The 15,330-nt window shown below is 66.7% G+C and carries 17 protein-coding genes, 1 tRNA gene and 2 pseudogenes; 4 read left to right on the top strand and 16 right to left on the bottom strand.

Annotated elements, in window-relative coordinates; genetic code table 11:
• Positions 1 to 46: 46 nt before the first annotated feature.
• Together EZH22_RS21015 and EZH22_RS21020 are read right to left on the bottom strand one after the other, a co-directional pair.
• Entirely contained in the window at positions 47 to 595 is a 549-nt protein-coding gene (locus tag EZH22_RS21015; RefSeq protein WP_203192390.1) for a CoA-binding protein, read from the bottom strand.
• Positions 596 to 610: 15 nt separating this feature from the next.
• Positions 611 to 1,387 (bottom strand): TatD family hydrolase, encoded by a 777-nt coding sequence (locus tag EZH22_RS21020; RefSeq protein ID WP_203192391.1) that lies wholly within the window; start codon positions 1,385 to 1,387, stop codon positions 611 to 613.
• Between the two features lie 140 nt (positions 1,388 to 1,527).
• Between EZH22_RS21020 and EZH22_RS21025 the strand changes: the two genes are divergently transcribed.
• Positions 1,528 to 2,106, top strand: a complete 579-nt coding sequence (locus tag EZH22_RS21025; RefSeq protein WP_203192392.1) for a biotin transporter BioY — start codon at positions 1,528 to 1,530, stop codon at positions 2,104 to 2,106.
• 6 nt (positions 2,107 to 2,112) lie between these two features.
• Here EZH22_RS21025 and EZH22_RS21030 read toward each other — a convergent pair whose 3' ends face one another.
• The 7 genes from EZH22_RS21030 to EZH22_RS21060 form a co-directional block, all read right to left on the bottom strand.
• Complete coding sequence (locus tag EZH22_RS21030; protein ID WP_203192393.1) at positions 2,113 to 2,655, bottom strand: DUF2087 domain-containing protein; 543 nt, start codon at positions 2,653 to 2,655, stop codon at positions 2,113 to 2,115.
• Between the two features lie 190 nt (positions 2,656 to 2,845).
• Positions 2,846 to 3,322: a hypothetical protein gene (locus tag EZH22_RS21035; protein ID WP_203192394.1), complete on the bottom strand. Its 477-nt coding sequence runs from the start codon at positions 3,320 to 3,322 to the stop codon at positions 2,846 to 2,848.
• A 146-nt stretch (positions 3,323 to 3,468) separates the two neighbouring features.
• Positions 3,469 to 5,025 carry a methionine--tRNA ligase gene (metG, locus tag EZH22_RS21040; protein WP_203192395.1) on the bottom strand — a complete coding sequence of 519 codons (1,557 nt, stop codon included), beginning with the start codon at positions 5,023 to 5,025 and terminating at the stop codon, positions 3,469 to 3,471.
• A gap of 43 nt (positions 5,026 to 5,068) precedes the next feature.
• The gene (locus tag EZH22_RS21045; RefSeq protein WP_203192396.1) at positions 5,069 to 6,100 is read right to left on the bottom strand and encodes a DNA polymerase III subunit delta'; all 1,032 of its coding nucleotides are present in this window, start codon (positions 6,098 to 6,100) and stop codon (positions 5,069 to 5,071) included.
• 37 nt (positions 6,101 to 6,137) lie between these two features.
• On the bottom strand, positions 6,138 to 6,803 hold the full coding sequence (tmk, locus tag EZH22_RS21050) for a dTMP kinase (RefSeq protein ID WP_203192397.1): 666 nt from the start codon (positions 6,801 to 6,803) through the stop codon (positions 6,138 to 6,140).
• Positions 6,800 to 8,125 (bottom strand): D-alanyl-D-alanine carboxypeptidase family protein, encoded by a 1,326-nt coding sequence (locus EZH22_RS21055; RefSeq protein ID WP_231711078.1) that lies wholly within the window; start codon positions 8,123 to 8,125, stop codon positions 6,800 to 6,802. Before EZH22_RS21055 ends, tmk begins: the two co-directional genes overlap by 4 nt.
• Before the next feature lie 193 nt (positions 8,126 to 8,318).
• A complete protein-coding gene (locus EZH22_RS21060) occupies positions 8,319 to 9,119 on the bottom strand; it encodes a septal ring lytic transglycosylase RlpA family protein (RefSeq protein WP_231711079.1) in 801 nt (266 codons plus the stop codon).
• 368 nt (positions 9,120 to 9,487) lie between these two features.
• Between EZH22_RS21060 and EZH22_RS21065 the strand changes: the two genes are divergently transcribed.
• Positions 9,488 to 9,577, top strand: a tRNA-Ser gene (locus EZH22_RS21065).
• 2 nt (positions 9,578 to 9,579) lie between these two features.
• On the opposite strand, the gene EZH22_RS21070 is transcribed toward EZH22_RS21065, so the two are convergent.
• The 6 genes and pseudogenes from EZH22_RS21070 to EZH22_RS21095 form a co-directional block, all read right to left on the bottom strand.
• Positions 9,580 to 10,065, bottom strand: a complete 486-nt coding sequence (locus EZH22_RS21070) for a hypothetical protein (RefSeq protein WP_203192399.1) — start codon at positions 10,063 to 10,065, stop codon at positions 9,580 to 9,582.
• 78 nt (positions 10,066 to 10,143) lie between these two features.
• A complete protein-coding gene (locus EZH22_RS21075; protein ID WP_203192400.1) occupies positions 10,144 to 10,578 on the bottom strand; it encodes an ester cyclase in 435 nt (144 codons plus the stop codon).
• Between the two features lie 210 nt (positions 10,579 to 10,788).
• Entirely contained in the window at positions 10,789 to 11,388 is a 600-nt protein-coding gene (gene wrbA / locus EZH22_RS21080; protein WP_203192401.1) for an NAD(P)H:quinone oxidoreductase, read from the bottom strand.
• Positions 11,389 to 11,514: 126 nt separating this feature from the next.
• The gene (locus EZH22_RS21085; RefSeq protein WP_231711080.1) at positions 11,515 to 11,637 is read right to left on the bottom strand and encodes an SDR family oxidoreductase; all 123 of its coding nucleotides are present in this window, start codon (positions 11,635 to 11,637) and stop codon (positions 11,515 to 11,517) included.
• A 99-nt stretch (positions 11,638 to 11,736) separates the two neighbouring features.
• Positions 11,737 to 12,333: an NADPH-dependent F420 reductase gene (locus EZH22_RS21090; protein ID WP_203192402.1), complete on the bottom strand. Its 597-nt coding sequence runs from the start codon at positions 12,331 to 12,333 to the stop codon at positions 11,737 to 11,739.
• A gap of 41 nt (positions 12,334 to 12,374) precedes the next feature.
• Positions 12,375 to 13,282, bottom strand: a pseudogene (locus EZH22_RS21095) (pirin family protein).
• A gap of 121 nt (positions 13,283 to 13,403) precedes the next feature.
• Between EZH22_RS21095 and EZH22_RS21100 the strand changes: the two are divergent.
• Together EZH22_RS21100 and EZH22_RS21105 are read left to right on the top strand one after the other, a co-directional pair.
• A complete protein-coding gene (locus EZH22_RS21100) occupies positions 13,404 to 14,318 on the top strand; it encodes a LysR family transcriptional regulator (RefSeq protein WP_203196675.1) in 915 nt (304 codons plus the stop codon).
• 235 nt (positions 14,319 to 14,553) lie between these two features.
• Positions 14,554 to 14,649 (top strand): annotated as a pseudogene (locus EZH22_RS21105) (LysR family transcriptional regulator); the annotation flags it as partial.
• Between the two features lie 56 nt (positions 14,650 to 14,705).
• Here EZH22_RS21105 and EZH22_RS21110 read toward each other — a convergent pair.
• Complete coding sequence (locus EZH22_RS21110; protein WP_203192403.1) at positions 14,706 to 15,257, bottom strand: flavin reductase family protein; 552 nt, start codon at positions 15,255 to 15,257, stop codon at positions 14,706 to 14,708.
• Positions 15,258 to 15,330: the final 73 nt, after the last annotated feature.

Below are 15,330 nucleotides of genomic sequence, written 5' to 3' on the forward strand. Positions count from 1 at the left end.
GCCGGCATTCATAACCCGGCGTGGAATTTTCTTTAATACGGTAATTCTACGATTTTTGTGGGCTTTGCGGCCCGCGCGGCGCGATGGACAGCCGCTGCACCCCCTGCCCCAGCCGCAGCGGCTTGCGCGACGACAGGGTCCGCGAGTTCACCCCGGTCCAGCCGATCTCGCCCGAGAGGCGGCCATATTCGATCTTGGGGCAGCGGTTCATCACCACCTTCAGTCCCGCCGCCTCGGCCTTGGCCGCGGCCGCATCGTGGCGCACGCCCAGCTGCATCCAGATGACCTTGGGCTTCGGATCGAGGGCCAGCGCCTCGTCCACCACGCCGGGCACGGCATCCGGTGCGCGGAACACATCCACCATGTCGATGGGCTCGGGCACGTCGGCGAGGGAACCGATGAAGGTGAGGCCCGCCACCGTCTTGCCCACCTGTCCGGGATTGACCGGGAATACCTTGTAGCCCCGCTCGGAGAGATACTTCATCACGAAGTAGGACGGACGCGCCGCATTGGTGCTCGCCCCGACGATGGCGATGGTTCGCACGTCGGAGAGGATGGAACGGATGTAGGCGTCGTCATAGCGGTCGTGGTCCACGGCCGTCTCCTCTTCTCAGCCCCGCGCCTTGGAAAACAGCGTGTAGAAGTTGGCCGTGGTCATGGCGGCGAAATCCTCGAACGGCTCGCCCCGCGCCTCGGCGAGCACCCGCGCGGTCTCGCGCACGAAGGCGGGCTCGTTGCGCTTGCCGCGATGGGGCGTGGGGGCGAGGAACGGCGCATCCGTCTCCACCAGGATGCGGTCCTTCGGCACCGAGGCGGCGATGGCGCGCAGGTCCTCGCTCTTCTTGAAGGTCACCACCCCCGAGAACGAGACGTAGCCGCCCAGCGCCAGCGCCCGCCGAGCGAGCTCCGGCCCCGCGGTGAAACAGTGCAGCAGGAAGGGGAAGGCGCCCCTGGCGCTCTCCTCCTCCAGCATGGCGGCCACGTCCTCGTCCGCCTCGCGGGCATGGATGACGAGGGGCAGGCCGGTCTCGCGCGCCGCTGCGATATGGGTGCGAAAGCCCTGGGCCTGCGCCGCGCGGGGGCTGGTGTCGTAATGATAATCGAGCCCGGCCTCGCCGATGGCCACCACCTTGGGATGACGCGACAGGGAGACGAGCTCGTCCACTGTCACATCAAGCTCCTCCGCCGCCTGGTGCGGATGGGTGCCCACGGAGCAGGATACCTGATCAAACCGCTCGGCGATGGCGAGGATCTCGGGGAATCGCCGCACCCGCGTGGAAATGGTGACGAGATGGGAGACCCCCGCCGCTTCGGCGCGCGCCACCACATCGGGCAGCTCGGCGGCGAAGTCGGGGAAATCGAGATGGCAATGGCTGTCGACGAGCATGGCATCCACGGTGAAAGGCAGGCTTCACATAAGCGCATCCCCGGCCGGCGTCGAGCCGGGCCGGCCGCGGGAGGGGTGCGCGATTGACGAAACGCTCGCCAGACCGTTTCCTGCGCGCCCTTGCCCCGCAAAGGTCCTCCATGCCGACCGCGCCAGACTTCCAGCCCGCCCTCTCCCGTCTCGCCGCCACCGCGCCCGCATGGGGGCTGGCGATCCCCGTGGTGGGCGTCGCGCTCCTCGCCTGGAGCGCGCAGATAAGCATCCCCATCCAGCCGGTGCCCATCACCGCGCAAAGCTATGTGCTCCTCTCCCTCGCGGCGCTCATGGGCTGGCGGCTCGCCGGGATCACGGTGGCCGGCTACATCGCCGTCGGCCTCATGGGACTGGGCGTCTTTTCCGGCAGGAGGGGCGGGCTCGAGATTCTCTCGACCCCGTCCGCCGGCTTTATCGTGGGTTTCCTGGTGGCGGCCGTGCTGGTGGCCGTGCTCCAGGAGAAGTGGGCACGCCTGCGCCCGCTCCCCCTGTTCGGTGTCCTCGCCCTCGGCCACCTGGTGCTCATGGCGATCGGCTCGGGCTGGTTCGCCACCAAGGTCGGCCCCGCCCTGGCCTTCGAGAAAAACTTCCTGCCCTTCATTCCCGGCGCGGTGGTGAAGACCGTGGCGGCCCTCGCCACGGTGATCCTGGTGGAGCGCGCGGCAGGGACGCCGCGGCCGCGCTGAAGCCGCTCAGTTCAGCTCCCGCCCGAGATGCCGGATGAGGGCCAGCGCCTCCTCCGGCGGGCGCTGCTCGATGCGACGGTAGCTCCGCCCGTCGGTCGTCCGCCAGGCAAGGCCGCCATCGACCATGCCGCGGCGAAGCAATGCCGGATCATCGAACAGGTGGCCGGCCCGCAGCAGCGCGTTGAACTGCGCCTCGGTGAAGGTTGCTCCGGCCGGAATGCGCGACCACAGCACCCACAGCGCAAGGCTGCGCCGGCTTTCCTTCGCCGGCCAGCGGGCCAGCCGGCCGGCGGCGTCGAAATGCTTGGCGGCATGCTCCACCCGCTTGAGGTCCACGGGCTCCGGCGGTGCGGGTGGACTGGCAAGCCGCGCCTCGGCGACGTGGTTGGCGCGGAAATGCTGGAAGTTCCGGTAGCCGACGGAGCGCACCAGCATGTTCAGCAGCTGGACGTGGCCGGGCTTGCCCTCGCAGGCTTCGAGTTCCCGGCCGAGGGCGCGAGCGAGCGCCGAGACGTCGAGCGCGGCAAACGGCAATTGGATTCTGGACATGACCTATCCCTCATGTGCCGAGGTCTTCAGTCGTTGGTCGCTGGCTTACGACACGGCACGGGACAAGTGTCTGCCGAAGGGAAGATGGCAGGTTTAGCTCCCCTTGCGGGGCAGCGACGCCTCGGTGAACTGCCGACCGGGGGCGGTTGTACAGGCATCCCGGCCCGGCGTGCAAGGGGGCCAGGCTGGATCAGCCGGCGCCGGAGATCTCTTCCTTCAGCGCGTCGGCGTCGCTGCCCGGCATGGTGATGGCGCGCACGCTCTCCCCCGGCCGGCCGGGATTGGTGACGATGGCCGCCTCAAGCGCGACCGTGACCACGCCGCCCGAGCTGTTGAAGATGTAGTCGAGGCGGAAGGCGGCGTCCTGGCTCTGGCCGTTGGTGCGGCGCATGGCCTCGTCCGGGGGCAGGCGCTTCTCGGCCACGAGGTGCGCCGGCTGGTCCACCGTGATGTTGTACTGGCGCGCCCGGCGCGCGGTGGCGATGCGGGCGCGCACCAGGGTCGGGTCGGCGTTGTTCAGCTTTACCTCGATGCGCGGGACCGCCGGCCCCTCCGGCACGGCCTGCGGCTCCAGGGGCATGGCCGGCGGAATGGGATCAATGGCGGCCGATGGCGCGCGGTCATACCGCTCGGCCGTGCAGCCTGCGAGAACAAGCGCGACGGCCAAAGCCGAGATCCCTCTTCCGCCCGTCATTCGCACCGTCCTCGCTGCCCCCGCTGCCGCGCGCCTGATGGGCACGTTCGGCTCAAATAAACATAACAAGGTTAAGACACTTTATTGCGCGGCATCCATCCCGTCTTACGCATCGGTGCTCAGCCTGCCGTCTCCGGTTCCACATAGCGCGGAAAAACCCCCACCGGGGTGGGCAGAGTGCGTCCCGCCGGAAGGCGATGGCTCGCCCCCAGCCGGTCGAAGCCGCGCTCATCGGCCGGCGCCGCCACGAGGTCAAGGAGCTTGCCCGCGCTCTCCGGCATCACCGGCTGCACCAGGATGCCCACCTGCCGGATCAATTCGGCGGTGACCCAGAGCACCGTGCCCATGCGCGGCGGATCGGTCTTGCGCAGGGCCCAGGGCGCCTGCGCGGCGAAATAACGGTTGGCCTCGGCCACCACTGCCCACACCACGTTGAGATAGAGATGGATGGCCTGCGTCTCCATGGCCTCACGGCTCTTCTCCAGCATGCCGTCGGCCAGGGTGAGCATGGCCTCGTCCTCCGGCGAGAGCGGGCCGGGCTGCGGCACCACGCCGTCGAGGTTCTTGGAGATCATGGACAGCGAGCGCTGGGCGAGGTTGCCGAGATCGTTGGCAAGGTCCGCATTCATCCGCGCCACGATGGCCTCGTGGCTGTAGGAGCCGTCCTGCCCGAACGATACCTCGCGCAGGAAGAAATAGCGGATGGCGTCCACGCCGTAGGTGGCGGCGAGATCGAACGGGTCGATCACGTTGCCCACCGACTTGGACATCTTCTCCCCGCGGTTGAACAGGAAGCCGTGGCCGAACACGCGCTTCGGCGCCTCCAGCCCCGCCGACCACAGGAAGGCCGGCCAGTAGACCGCATGGAAACGGATGATGTCCTTGCCGATGACGTGCAGGTCCGCCGGCCAGAACCGCCGGAACAGGTCCGCATCGGTGTCGGGATAGCCGAGCGCGGTGATGTAGTTGGTGAGCGCGTCCACCCACACATACATGATGTGCTTTTCGTCGCCCGGCACCGGGATGCCCCAGTCGAAGGTGGTGCGCGAGATCGAGAGGTCCTGCAGCCCGCCGGAGACGAAGCTCGTCACCTCGTTGCGCCGCGCCTCGGGCATGATGAAGCCGGGGTTCTGCGCGTAATAGGCCAGCAGCCGATCCTGGTAGGCGGAGAGGCGGAAGAAGTAGCTCTCCTCCTCCACCCACTCCACCGGCGTGCCCTGTGGGCCGAGGCGCACGCCATCCTCGTTCAGCCGGGTCTCGTCCTCGGCGTAATAGGCCTCGTCGCGGACGGAATACCAGCCGGCATAGGTGGATTTGTAGATGTCGCCATTGGCCGCCATCTTCTCCCAGATGGCCTGGGAGGCGCGATGGTGCCGTTCTTCCGTGGTGCGGATGAAGTCGTCGTTGGAAAGGTTGAACGCCTCCACCATGGCCTGGAAGCGTGGCACGTTGCGTGCCAGCAGTTCGCGCGGCGTGAGGCCGGCCTTCTGCGCCGTCTGCAGCATCTTGATGCCGTGTTCGTCGGTTCCGGTCAGGAAGCGCACGTCATAGCCGTCGAGCCGCTTGAACCGCGCGATGCAGTCCGTGGCGATCGCCTCGTAGGCGTGACCCATATGGGGCACGCCATTGGGATAGGCGATGGCGGTGGTGATATAGAAATTCGGCTTGGTGGACATCGACGACTCGGGCGATTTCTGACCTCTCCCGGGAGCGCGCGGGTCAGCGCACGGCCTCGGCGAGATCGGCAAAGATGCGGAACACCAGCGCCTTGCGATCGAGATTGTAGATATCGGCCTCGAGCGCGCTGCGCCGCACCTTCTCCCACACCTCGCCGAGGCGGACAAGGCGATGGCGCGCCTCCCCCTCCTGCGTGGCGCGCGCGGCCACATAGTCGCTCACCGCCTCGATGAACAAATCGAGCCCGTCCGCGCGGTCGCCCTGGAGCCGGGCACCGAGGGCGTGGAGGTCCTCCGGCCGGGGCCGGGGCAGTTGCTCCAGCGCCCTCAGGGTGGCGGAGCGGACCTCCATCCCCTCCCCCCGCGCCAGCACCAGCGCCCGGCGCACGCTGCCCCCGCTGGCCTCGGCGGCGGAGGGCAGGCCGGCGGCGTCGAGGTCCTCCACCGCCTCCTTCAGATGGTCGAGGGCGGCGAGCACGTCCGGGCTGGCGAGCGGGCGCAGCCGCAGCAACCGGGTACGCGAGCGGATGGTGGGCAGGACCCGCCCCGGCGCGTGGGAAATCAGCAGGAACAGGGCGCGTGGCGGCGGCTCCTCCAGCGTCTTCAGCAGGGCGTTGGCGCCGAAGGCGTTGAGCTCGTCCACCGCATCCACGATACACACCCGCCAGCCGCCGGCCGCGGCCGTCGCGCCGAAAAAGCTGCGCACCCGCCGCACCATTTCGGCGGGAATGACCGTGGGGATCTTCTCCTCGCCCGCCTCCGGCGCCCGTCGCAGCACGAGGAGATCCGGATGGCTCATGGAGGCCACCTGCCGGAACACCGGGTGGCTCGCGGGAAGAGACAGGTCGTGGGCGCCCGCCTCCGTGCCGCCCGCCAGCACCGTGCGGGCGAGGCGATAGGCCAAGGTCGCCTTGCCGATGCCTTCCGGCCCGCCGATGAGCAAAGCGTGTGGCAGCCGCCCGGCGTGGAAGTCGCCCAAAAGGTCGGCCTCCACCGCCGAATGGCCGAACAGGCGCGTCTGCTCGCGCGGATGGGGCGCGCCGGGCAGCACGTCGCCGGAGAGAATCTCGCTCATCTGGACGCGCTCGCGGGCACGGGGCTATGGCGCGGGGTCACGCCGACGCAGCCTGCGCCCGCCCGGCGGCTGACCCGAGGCGCGCATCGAGCAGCCCGATGATGGCGCGGGCCACCTGGTCCGCATCCGGCGTGGCGTCCACCACCACGCAGCGGGTCGGGGCTTCCGCGGCACGGTCGAGGAAGGCCTGCCGGACGGCGGCGTGATAGGCCGCGCCTTCCTTCTCGAACCGGTCGGCGGCAGAGCCCTTCCCGCGTTCCGCCGCGCGGGCGAGGCCCACGTCCGGCGGCACGTCGAGCACTAGGGTGAGGTCGGGCAGGACGGCGCCGACAGCGGTCGCCTCCAGAGCGTCGAGCAGCGCCGTCGGCACCCGGCCCACCGCGCCCTGATAGACGCGGGTGGAATCCACGAACCGGTCGCACACCACCCACGCGCCGGCATCGAGCGCCGGCCGGATCACGCTGTCCACATGGTCGGCCCGTGCCGCGGCGAACAGCAGCGCCTCGGCGGACGGGCCGAACGGCTCCGCGGCCCCCGAGAGCAGCACGTGCCGCACGGCCTCGGCTCCCGGCGAGCCGCCGGGCTCGCGGGTTTCCACCACGTCGCGGCCGGTGGCGCGCAGGTGCGCGGCCAGGCGGCGGGCCTGGGTGGACTTGCCGGTGCCCTCCCCGCCCTCCAGCGTGATGAAGAACCCCCGGGTCATTTGTGCAGCTTCGCCATGGCTCTGCGCGCGAGGTCGCGGACGGAATCGCCCATCAAGGTGAGGCCGCCGTCGATGGCGCGATCCATCAGAGAGCCCACCGCCACGTCCTCGGTGGTGACGAGCGGCACGTCCAGCACCTTCACCGGCCCGCGGCTGATTTCGAGCCGGCCCACCTCCGCGCCCTTGGTCACGGGCGCGCGCAGCGGGCCGGTATAGACCACCCGGGCGGAAACCCGCTCGCCGCCCGAGCGTGGGGTAAGCAGGTTCACCGGCCCACGCGCTGCGAGCCCGACCGAGGACTGGGCGCCGCCGAACACCTGGGCGCGCCCCACCTCCTTGTCGGCGGCGAAGATCTGCCGCTGACGGAAGGACTGGAACCCCCATTCGAGCAGCTTGCGCGTCTCCTCGACGCGCTCTTTCTCGCTCCTGGCGCTGAGGGTGGCGACCACGAGGCGCTGGCCGTTCTGCACCGCCGAGACCAGGGCGTGATAGCCCACGTCCTTCAGCCATCCCACCTGCAGGCCGTCGGCCCCGATGCCAGCGTCGAGCATCACATTGCGGTTGCGCTGCTTGATGCGGTTCCACTCGATGTTGGGTTTGGCGAAGATCGGGTAGTAGTCCGGAAAGGTGCGGATGATGTGGGCAGCGAGCGTGGCAAGGTCCCGCGCGCTGGACACCTGTCCCGCATCGGCGAAGCCGGTGGCGTTGTGGAATTCCGAATTGGTCATGCCGATGGCCTGCGCCTGGGCATTCATCATCTGCGCGAACTGGCTCTCGGTGCCGCCCAGGCCTTCCGCGAGGGTAATGGCCGCATCATTGCCGGACACCACGAGGGCGCCGGCCAGCAGTTCACCCACCGGCGCCGGCTTGTTCACCTCGGCGAACATGGCTGCCCCGCCCGACGGGCCGCCGCCCCGGCGCCAGGCATTCACACTGACCACGAGGGGGGTATCAAGGGCGATCTTGCCGGCGCGCAGCTGGGCGAAGACCACGTCCGCCATCATCACCTTGGCGAGGGTGGCAGGGGCGATCCGCTTGTCCGCATCCTTCTCGAACAGGATGCTGCCGGTATCGTAGTCCACGAGGATGGCGGAGGGGACGGAGGTCTGGAATCCGTCGGCCGCATTCGCCGTGCCCATGGCGCCGAGGAAGAGCAGCCCGGTGAGCGCCGCCATGCCCGTATACGCGATGCCCCTACGCGCGATGCCGGTGCGTACCATGCCGGCGCATGTCGCGAGGCGCGCGGCGCGGGCGACGATGCCCCCGCCCCCACCGCGCCGGCGCACGATGCCTGGACAGGCGAGGCGGACCTTCGGCGACATGCTGCTCCACCTGATTGGAGGGGGTGACCCCACGAACGGGTGGCCGACTCGGCGTCCGGCCATGCGCGGCGATCATCGGCCAAGCCGGGCCGTTCGGTAAAGGGGCGCGACGCCGAAATGGAAAACGGAAGCGGCGGAGAACGGCCCGCCGCAAAGGGCGCGCCGGATCAGCGCACCAAAAAGCGCACGGGGATCAACGCGCGCCATCCGCCGGCACGCCGGCATATCCGAGCCCGCTCACGGGCGCAGCTCCCGCGGACCAGCCGGCGCTTGCGACGCTGACCGGGCTTCCCGCGGCCGCCATGCCGAGATCGTACGGCCGACTGGGCGGCAGCGGCGCTTCCTCGCGCGACGGTGCGGAGGCCACCACCGTGCGGGCCGACGGTGCCTCGGGCACGAACGGCTTGGCGGAGGCGACCATTACCGTGGACCCGGAGGGCAGGTCGGCGGGCTTGCCGGTGGTGGTGAGGGTGGAGGCGAGCCTCACGTCGTCCGAACCCTCGATCGGGGCGCGGCCGAGATATTCCACCCGCACCTTCGCCACGCCACGGGTGGAAAAGCCGAGCAGCTCGGCGGTGCGATAGGACACGTCGATGAGCCGGTCACCCACATAGGGACCGCGATTGTTGACGCGCACCACGATGGAGCGCGCGTTGGACAGGTTGGTGACGCGCACGTAGGACGGCATGGGCAGCGTCTTGTGGGCGGCGGAGATCGACGTCATGTCGAAGATCTCGCCATTGGCAGTCTTGCGCCCGTGGAAATCGCGCCCGTACCAGGAGGCCGTGCCCTCGGCCACGTAGTTCGGGTTCTCCGCCGGCACGTAGGTGCGCCCGCCAATCATGTAGGGCTTGCCCACCTTGTAGCCGCCGCCGCCACGCGGCACTGGATCGCCGTCTGCGACGACGCGCGGCGACGCGGACACGCCGTAGACCGGGTCGATCTTGCCGTCGAGGTCGATGGATCCGCACGCGCCGAGAGCAAGACAGGCCACGAGCACCGATCCCCCGCCGTGATGCGTGCCAGAGCCGCCGGGCTGCCCCCCGTCCGGCCGCGCATGCGGCGAAGTGCGTGCGATGCGGATCCCGTCTCCATCCGTGCCTGGTCCCCTGACTGATCGCTGAAGCCGCCGAATTCGGTCCACAAGGTATTTGGCCCACAAGGTCGACGGTGCACCGCGATCGAGCAGGACCCCGGCAACCTGGACCAAGAGGGCGTTCAATGACGGCGAAAATGCGGCGAGGCCATGGCCATGGTTAACACGACCTGCTCCCGCGGACACTCGACGCCGCATTTTGACTGGGTTAGAGAGACGGGTGCGGATGGCGCGCGGGACGCGCGTCCGCACCCGCATCCGCCTGCGGAAGGGTGGCCGAGCGGTTTAAGGCAGCGGTCTTGAAAACCGCCGTGGGTGCAAGCCCACCGTGGGTTCGAATCCCACCCCTTCCGCCATTTCAGTCCCAAAGTGGGCACGGCGATTCCCGCCGATTTCCCGCTAGAGACCGAAGTGAGCGTGCGCAGCAGTTCGCCCTTCGATCCCATGATGCGAACATGGCCATCTCCGACTTCGACGCGCTGGGCAAAAGCGCGCAGATGGTCCCGCCGGTAGCCACCGCCATGTTGCCGGAGCTTTCTCGCATCGCCGGTGCCCGCTCGGCATCGACCTGCGCTTGGTCGCCTAGCGCCCGAAGGGCGACGACGCGCTTCTTCAAGGCCGGATCGTCCAGATCGGCTACGGCCGCTTCGATGGCCTCGTAGAGGGGTTTCAGGCGAAGCTCGGTCTCGGCCGCGCGCCGGTTCAACTCGGCGATATGCTCGCGGCGGCGTTCTGCCCGCTCCTCGCATCGATCGAGAATTGAGGCCGGAACCTCCTTCAGCCGCTCGGGCTGGAGCAGCCGGTTCTCAATATGGTCGCAGACGATGGCGTCGAGCTGCGGCATCGGAATCGTGCGGCCGGAGCAACCCGTCTCACCCTGCCGTGCCTTGATCGAGCAGGTGTAAGAGCGATGGCACGCTCCTCACTTCGCCATCGGCGCGAGCGCGCCCAGTTGCTGGAGAACCGAATAGAGGTTCGCCACACCCCAATGATCGGTGATCTTGCTGTCCACCACGCGCATCGCGTCGACGGTTTCGAAGCTCACTTTCTTGCCCGTGGCCGGCACACCGAGAAAGTCGCCCAGATGCGTGCCGTGATAGGTTTTGAAGGTCGTCACGACATCACCATCGGCACGTTGCCAATGGATTTCCGGTCTGAAATCGGGGAAGGCGACGCGCAGGCGCTGATACAGGCCGAGAACGTTTGCCTTGTCGCGGGCCATGCCCGGCTGGGGGGTGTGGTCGTAGAAGTCGTCGGAGAACAACGTATCGAAGAGCGCCCAATCGCCTCCGCCCTGAACTTCTTCGGTGTTGCGGCGGATGACCGCCTTCGCCTGCTCACTGATGTCCTGTGTCATCGAATTTTTCTTTCGTGGCTAGAGTTCAAAGCCGCCGATGGTCAGCGCCGCCCCCGGCCCGGAGCATGGCCGGGATCTCGTGCTTCAGGCCGAGAAAGACATTGCGCAGGTTGACGGCGACGACCTCGTCGAAATCCTCGACCGAAAAATCTTGGATACGGTGGGTGCCGCCGGTTGGAGTTGTCGCGCTATGCGGCCCGGCCTATCGGATCAGCCGAACAGTTTGGCCGCCGTCTTAGCGACGAGCTCGCCCTGATGCCGTGCGCCGTCCAGCTCAATTGCCGAAGGTTGGCGCGAGCCGTCGCCACCGGCCACAGTCGTTGCGCCATAGGGAGCGCCGCCAACGATCTCATCGAGCGTCATCTGGCCGGCGTGGCTATAGGGCAGACCAACGATCGTCATGCCAAAGTGCAGCAGGTTGGTGATGATCGAGAACAGCGTCGTCTCGTTGCCGCCATGCTGCGTCGCGGACGACGTAAAAGCAGCGCCGACCTTGCCGTTCAGTGCGCCACGAGCCCACAAGCCACCGGCCTGGTCGAGGAAGGCAGCCGTCTGGCTCGACATCCGGCCAAAGCGCGTGCCGGTGCCAACGATGATCGCATCGTAGTGTTCGAGATCAGCCACGCTGGCGATCGGAGCCGCCTGGTCGAGCTTAAAATAGGCCTTCTTCGCGATCTCTTCGGGAACAGTTTCCGGCACGCGCTTGATGTCGACGGTCGCGCCGGCGGCACGGGCGCCTTCGGCTATGGCGTTCGCCATGGTCTCGATATGCCCGTAGGATGAGTAGTACAGCACCAGAACCTTAGTCATGATGACGTCTTCCTTTTCATGGGTGGTAGTTTGGACCGGCGTGTCGCGGACATTTCTGCCGGTCGCAGATCGCTTTGAAAATCCAAATAGGATCGAGCGATAGGTTCGAAAATTTCGGCAAGCCGCTCAGATCACGGCGAGCAGGCCGCTATCGACCTGAAGCGCGATGCCTGTGACGTACCTCGACAGATCCGAGCCGAGGAACGCGACAGCGTCGCCGACCGTCTTGTCATTCAGAATATCGCTCATTGATTGTCTCCTGGGCCCACGAGCGAATGCCGCGGTCGCGCGGTTCTTGAAGGGGTGCTGCTGGTTGAATGTGTCCCGGGCTGATCGTCCGCTGCGCTGTCAGCCCTGTTTGATCAGGCTGTGAACCATCAGCGCGCCGCCGAACTGCTGGAGCCGGCCGCCCTCCGCGAGCTTTCCAAGAGCGATCGGGGCATAGCCGAGGCGCCCGGCCAGTTCCTCCACCGTCTTTGATGCGGACGCATCATCGCTCGACACGAAGATCGTGCGCCGGCCGCTCGGGCCGTCGGGCACGTCCGCAAGCACGGCGGCCGGCAGTGTGTTGAATGCCTTCACCAGGCGGGCGCCGGAAACAGCCTCCGCGACGATCTCGCTCGAAAGCCTGCCGCCGAGATCGGCCGGGGAGAAATCGGTGAAATTGATCGCATTGGTCGCATCAACCACGATGCGACCGTTCCAGGGCGCGGCTGTCTTCACCGTGTCCTCGACCGCCGTGAAGGGGACGGCGAGGATGACGATGTCGGCGGCCAGCGCCTCGGAGAGTTCAACCGGCTGGATGCTCGCCCCGAGTTCGCTCGCGAGCGGCGCAAGCGACGCCGGGCCACGGCTGTTGGCGATCTTGACGGGGATGGCCTTGCGGGCGAACTGGCGTGCGAGGGCCGTGCCGATCGCACCGGCGCCGATGATTGCGTAGGTCATGGTTATGTCCCTTCATGGGTTGTTGGAGGGCGGCGCGTGGTTCACGCTGCCCGACGGGGCTTTGTTGGCAGAGGAATGAATTCGGGGTCGCCCGGCACGATGGGAAATCTGCCGGCCTGCCAGTCGGCGGCGGCCTGATCGATCCGCTCCCTGCGGCTGGATACGAAGTTCCAGTAGATGTGCCGCTCGCCCTCAAGCGGCTCGCCGCCCAAAAGCATCAGGCGCGTCGGCCCGACCGCCCTCAGGAGGATCTCGGCGTCGGGCTTGAACACGACCAGACGATCCTGTCCGAACCGTCCGGCCTGACCGGACACCTCGATCTCGCCCTCGACGATATAGGCGGCGCGTTCGATATGGTTAGAAGCGAGCTTCAGCGTCTTGCCGTCAGCAAGGATAGCATCGGCATACAGGGTATCGGAGAAGGTCGGAGTGGGCGCTGTCACCCCCCAAAGCTGCCCGCCAGTACCTGAAGGCGAACGCCGCGATCCTCGATGACGGGGATCTCGGCTGCGCTGACATGCTGGAAACCGGGATCGGTCTCCTCCAACGCCGACGGCAAGGCAAGCCACGCCTGGAAACCGAACATCCTGTCCTCGCGCGCCCGAAAATCGGGACCGCTGCGCTCTGAATGGACGATGCCGCGCCCCGCGGTCATCACGTTGACCTCGCCCGGACGGATCGTCTGGACATAACCCTCGCTATCGCGGTGATCCATCTCTCCCTCGATCAGATAGGTGAGCGTGGCGAGCCCGATATGCGGATGAGGGCGCGTATCGACGCCCGCACCTTCGCGAAAGACCGCCGGACCGAAACTGTCGAGGAAGATGAACGGGCCGACCATCCGGCGCTGTGCCGAGGGCAAAGCCCTGCGAACCTGGAAATCGCCGAGATCCCGCACTGACGGAAGCAGAACCTGGTCAACCTGCGCATTGTTGGATTGGATGCTCATGGACTTCTCCTCATCTCGGCTCGAAAGCCCGTGCTCCTGTGCGATGGGGAAAAGCTATGCCTGGTGGACGACCGAAAAAACCGGCATAAGATCGGCACTTACGTTCGAGGAAATCGACATGATATCAGAGCCAGGCACCCCCACCCTGGACCAGCTCAAGGTCCTGCTGACCGTTGTCGACGTGGGGAGCTTTGCCGGTGCGGCGCGCAAGCTGAACCGCGCCACCTCCGTCATCAGCTATTCGATCGCGAACCTCGAAGCGCAGCTTGGCCTCACCCTTTTTGACCGCGAGACCACGCGCAAGCCGCAACTCACCGAGGCCGGGCGCATGGTCCTGGCCGAGGCGAGGCGTGTCGCCAACGGGATCGACAATCTGCGGGCCAAGTCGAAGGGAATGCTACAGGGACTGGAATCGGAACTGCATATCGTCCTCGACACGTTGCTTCCCGAGCATCGGGTGGTTGATGCTCTCACGAGCTTTCGAGAGCATTTCCCCACGGTCAATCTGCATCTCTATGTGGAATCTCTTGGCGCCGTCACGCGGCTGGTCCTTGATCGTGTGGCCACCATCGGCGTCGCCGGTCCGTTGGTCACGGTCGATGGCATCGAGAAGATCGGCATCGGCAGCGTTCACATGGTACCTGTCGCCGCACCTGGCCATCCGCTTGCCACCGCCGAGGAGAACCTGCCCGGCGCCGGTCGTGAGCATGTCCAACTCGTCCTCACCGACCGATCGGAATTCACGAAAGGCAGGGACATAGCTGTCGTTGGCACGAGCACCTGGCGCCTGGCCGATCTCAGTTCCAAGCACATGCTGCTCAAGGCGGGCATCGGGTGGGGGAACATGCCCGAGCCGATGATCCGGGACGATCTCGCCACCGGACGATTGGTCCATCTCGACATGCCCGACAGCATTGAAGGCTATTATGTCATGGACGCCATCCATCGCACGGACACGCCGCCCGGCCCTGCCGGCAGATGGTTGATCGAGCGCCTTCGATTTCAGGCGCAATGCGATGATGCCGAACCGGCGTAGCTCCGACGGGCGCGCCGCCATCGCGTCCACGGCGGCTGGTCGCCGCGTGGATATCGTTTCGAATCTATGCAACCTAACCATCGATCCCATTCGTCTATTTCGATAAGAACGGAACTGCCAGATTGATCCTGCAAGAGCGCTCCAGCGGGGAGCGCCGTCTCAGGAAAGAAATCGTCGTGTCACGGACCGCCGCCCTGTCTTCGAACTCGACCAGCACCGCTTCCGCCGTGGAGCCATTCATTTCTTCAAGAACATCACGATCGTCGGCGGATTGCTGCAGATCGTGGCCTTTGGCGCCGGACGCTTGAGCCTCGATGCTCGTACCCGCTAAAAATCGAGCCGGAGCGTGTTCCCGACCTTGCGGCCATTCCGCCCGACGAACCAGCGTCAGCGCTGCAGGTGGCGCCATTTCACCATGCGCTCGCGCAGGTCCAGCACGTCGCCATCGACGGTGAAGCTACCGTCGCCCCGGTGATGCAGGGTTCTCCGTTCCTTCCGATCGGCATTGACCCTGATCCGGTAAGCTTCAAGGATGAACATACTGTATTCATCGACGAGGCGGGTATCGGTGACTCTGCATTCGATATTCGCGATGCACTCCTTGATCAGCGGCGCTGCCACGTCGCGCGCCGGCTGCGGTGTCAAACCAAAGCGTTCGAATTTCTCGACCGCTTCGCCTGAGCAATTGCCGATATCGACGACCTTTTCCGCAAGATCGACTGTAGGAATGGCGATGACACATTCGCCGGTTGCTCTCAGAGCGCTGTAGCTATGATCCCAAGGGCCGATGATACAACCGATCAGCGGCGGATCGTGCTGGATCATCATGTGGAAACCCATCGTCATGATGTTGGGTTTTCCGTTCTGGCTGGTCGTCACGAACACGATCGGACCTGGCTCGAGCAGGCGATAGGCCTGCGAGACTGGCAATTCCTTCATGGAGGCGTTCCTTGATCGCCGACCATCCCGCCGAAAGCGGGAGGGCGGACGTTTTGCTTCGTCGGATTGGGCG

Origin of the sequence: Xanthobacter dioxanivorans (assembly GCF_016807805.1) — a bacterium.
Taxonomy (GTDB): Bacteria; Pseudomonadota; Alphaproteobacteria; order Rhizobiales; family Xanthobacteraceae; genus Xanthobacter; species Xanthobacter dioxanivorans.

What these genes read in the sequence shown, in the direction of transcription:
- EZH22_RS21020 (WP_203192391.1), bottom strand. Translation starts at nt 1,387, where the DNA reads ATGCTCGTCGACAGCCATTGCCATCTCGATTTCCCCGACTTCGCCGCC.
- EZH22_RS21025 (WP_203192392.1), top strand. Translation starts at nt 1,528, where the DNA reads ATGCCGACCGCGCCAGACTTCCAGCCCGCCCTCTCCCGTCTCGCCGCC.
- EZH22_RS21030 (WP_203192393.1), bottom strand. Translation starts at nt 2,655, where the DNA reads ATGTCCAGAATCCAATTGCCGTTTGCCGCGCTCGACGTCTCGGCGCTC.
- metG (WP_203192395.1), bottom strand. Translation starts at nt 5,025, where the DNA reads ATGTCCACCAAGCCGAATTTCTATATCACCACCGCCATCGCCTATCCC.
- EZH22_RS21045 (WP_203192396.1), bottom strand. Translation starts at nt 6,100, where the DNA reads ATGAGCGAGATTCTCTCCGGCGACGTGCTGCCCGGCGCGCCCCATCCG.
- tmk (WP_203192397.1), bottom strand. Translation starts at nt 6,803, where the DNA reads ATGACCCGGGGGTTCTTCATCACGCTGGAGGGCGGGGAGGGCACCGGC.
- EZH22_RS21055 (WP_231711078.1), bottom strand. Translation starts at nt 8,125, where the DNA reads ATGTCGCCGAAGGTCCGCCTCGCCTGTCCAGGCATCGTGCGCCGGCGC.
- EZH22_RS21070 (WP_203192399.1), bottom strand. Translation starts at nt 10,065, where the DNA reads ATGCCGCAGCTCGACGCCATCGTCTGCGACCATATTGAGAACCGGCTG.
- EZH22_RS21075 (WP_203192400.1), bottom strand. Translation starts at nt 10,578, where the DNA reads ATGACACAGGACATCAGTGAGCAGGCGAAGGCGGTCATCCGCCGCAAC.
- wrbA (WP_203192401.1), bottom strand. Translation starts at nt 11,388, where the DNA reads ATGACTAAGGTTCTGGTGCTGTACTACTCATCCTACGGGCATATCGAG.
- EZH22_RS21085 (WP_231711080.1), bottom strand. Translation starts at nt 11,637, where the DNA reads ATGAGCGATATTCTGAATGACAAGACGGTCGGCGACGCTGTCGCGTTC.
- EZH22_RS21090 (WP_203192402.1), bottom strand. Translation starts at nt 12,333, where the DNA reads ATGACCTACGCAATCATCGGCGCCGGTGCGATCGGCACGGCCCTCGCA.
- EZH22_RS21110 (WP_203192403.1), bottom strand. Translation starts at nt 15,257, where the DNA reads ATGAAGGAATTGCCAGTCTCGCAGGCCTATCGCCTGCTCGAGCCAGGT.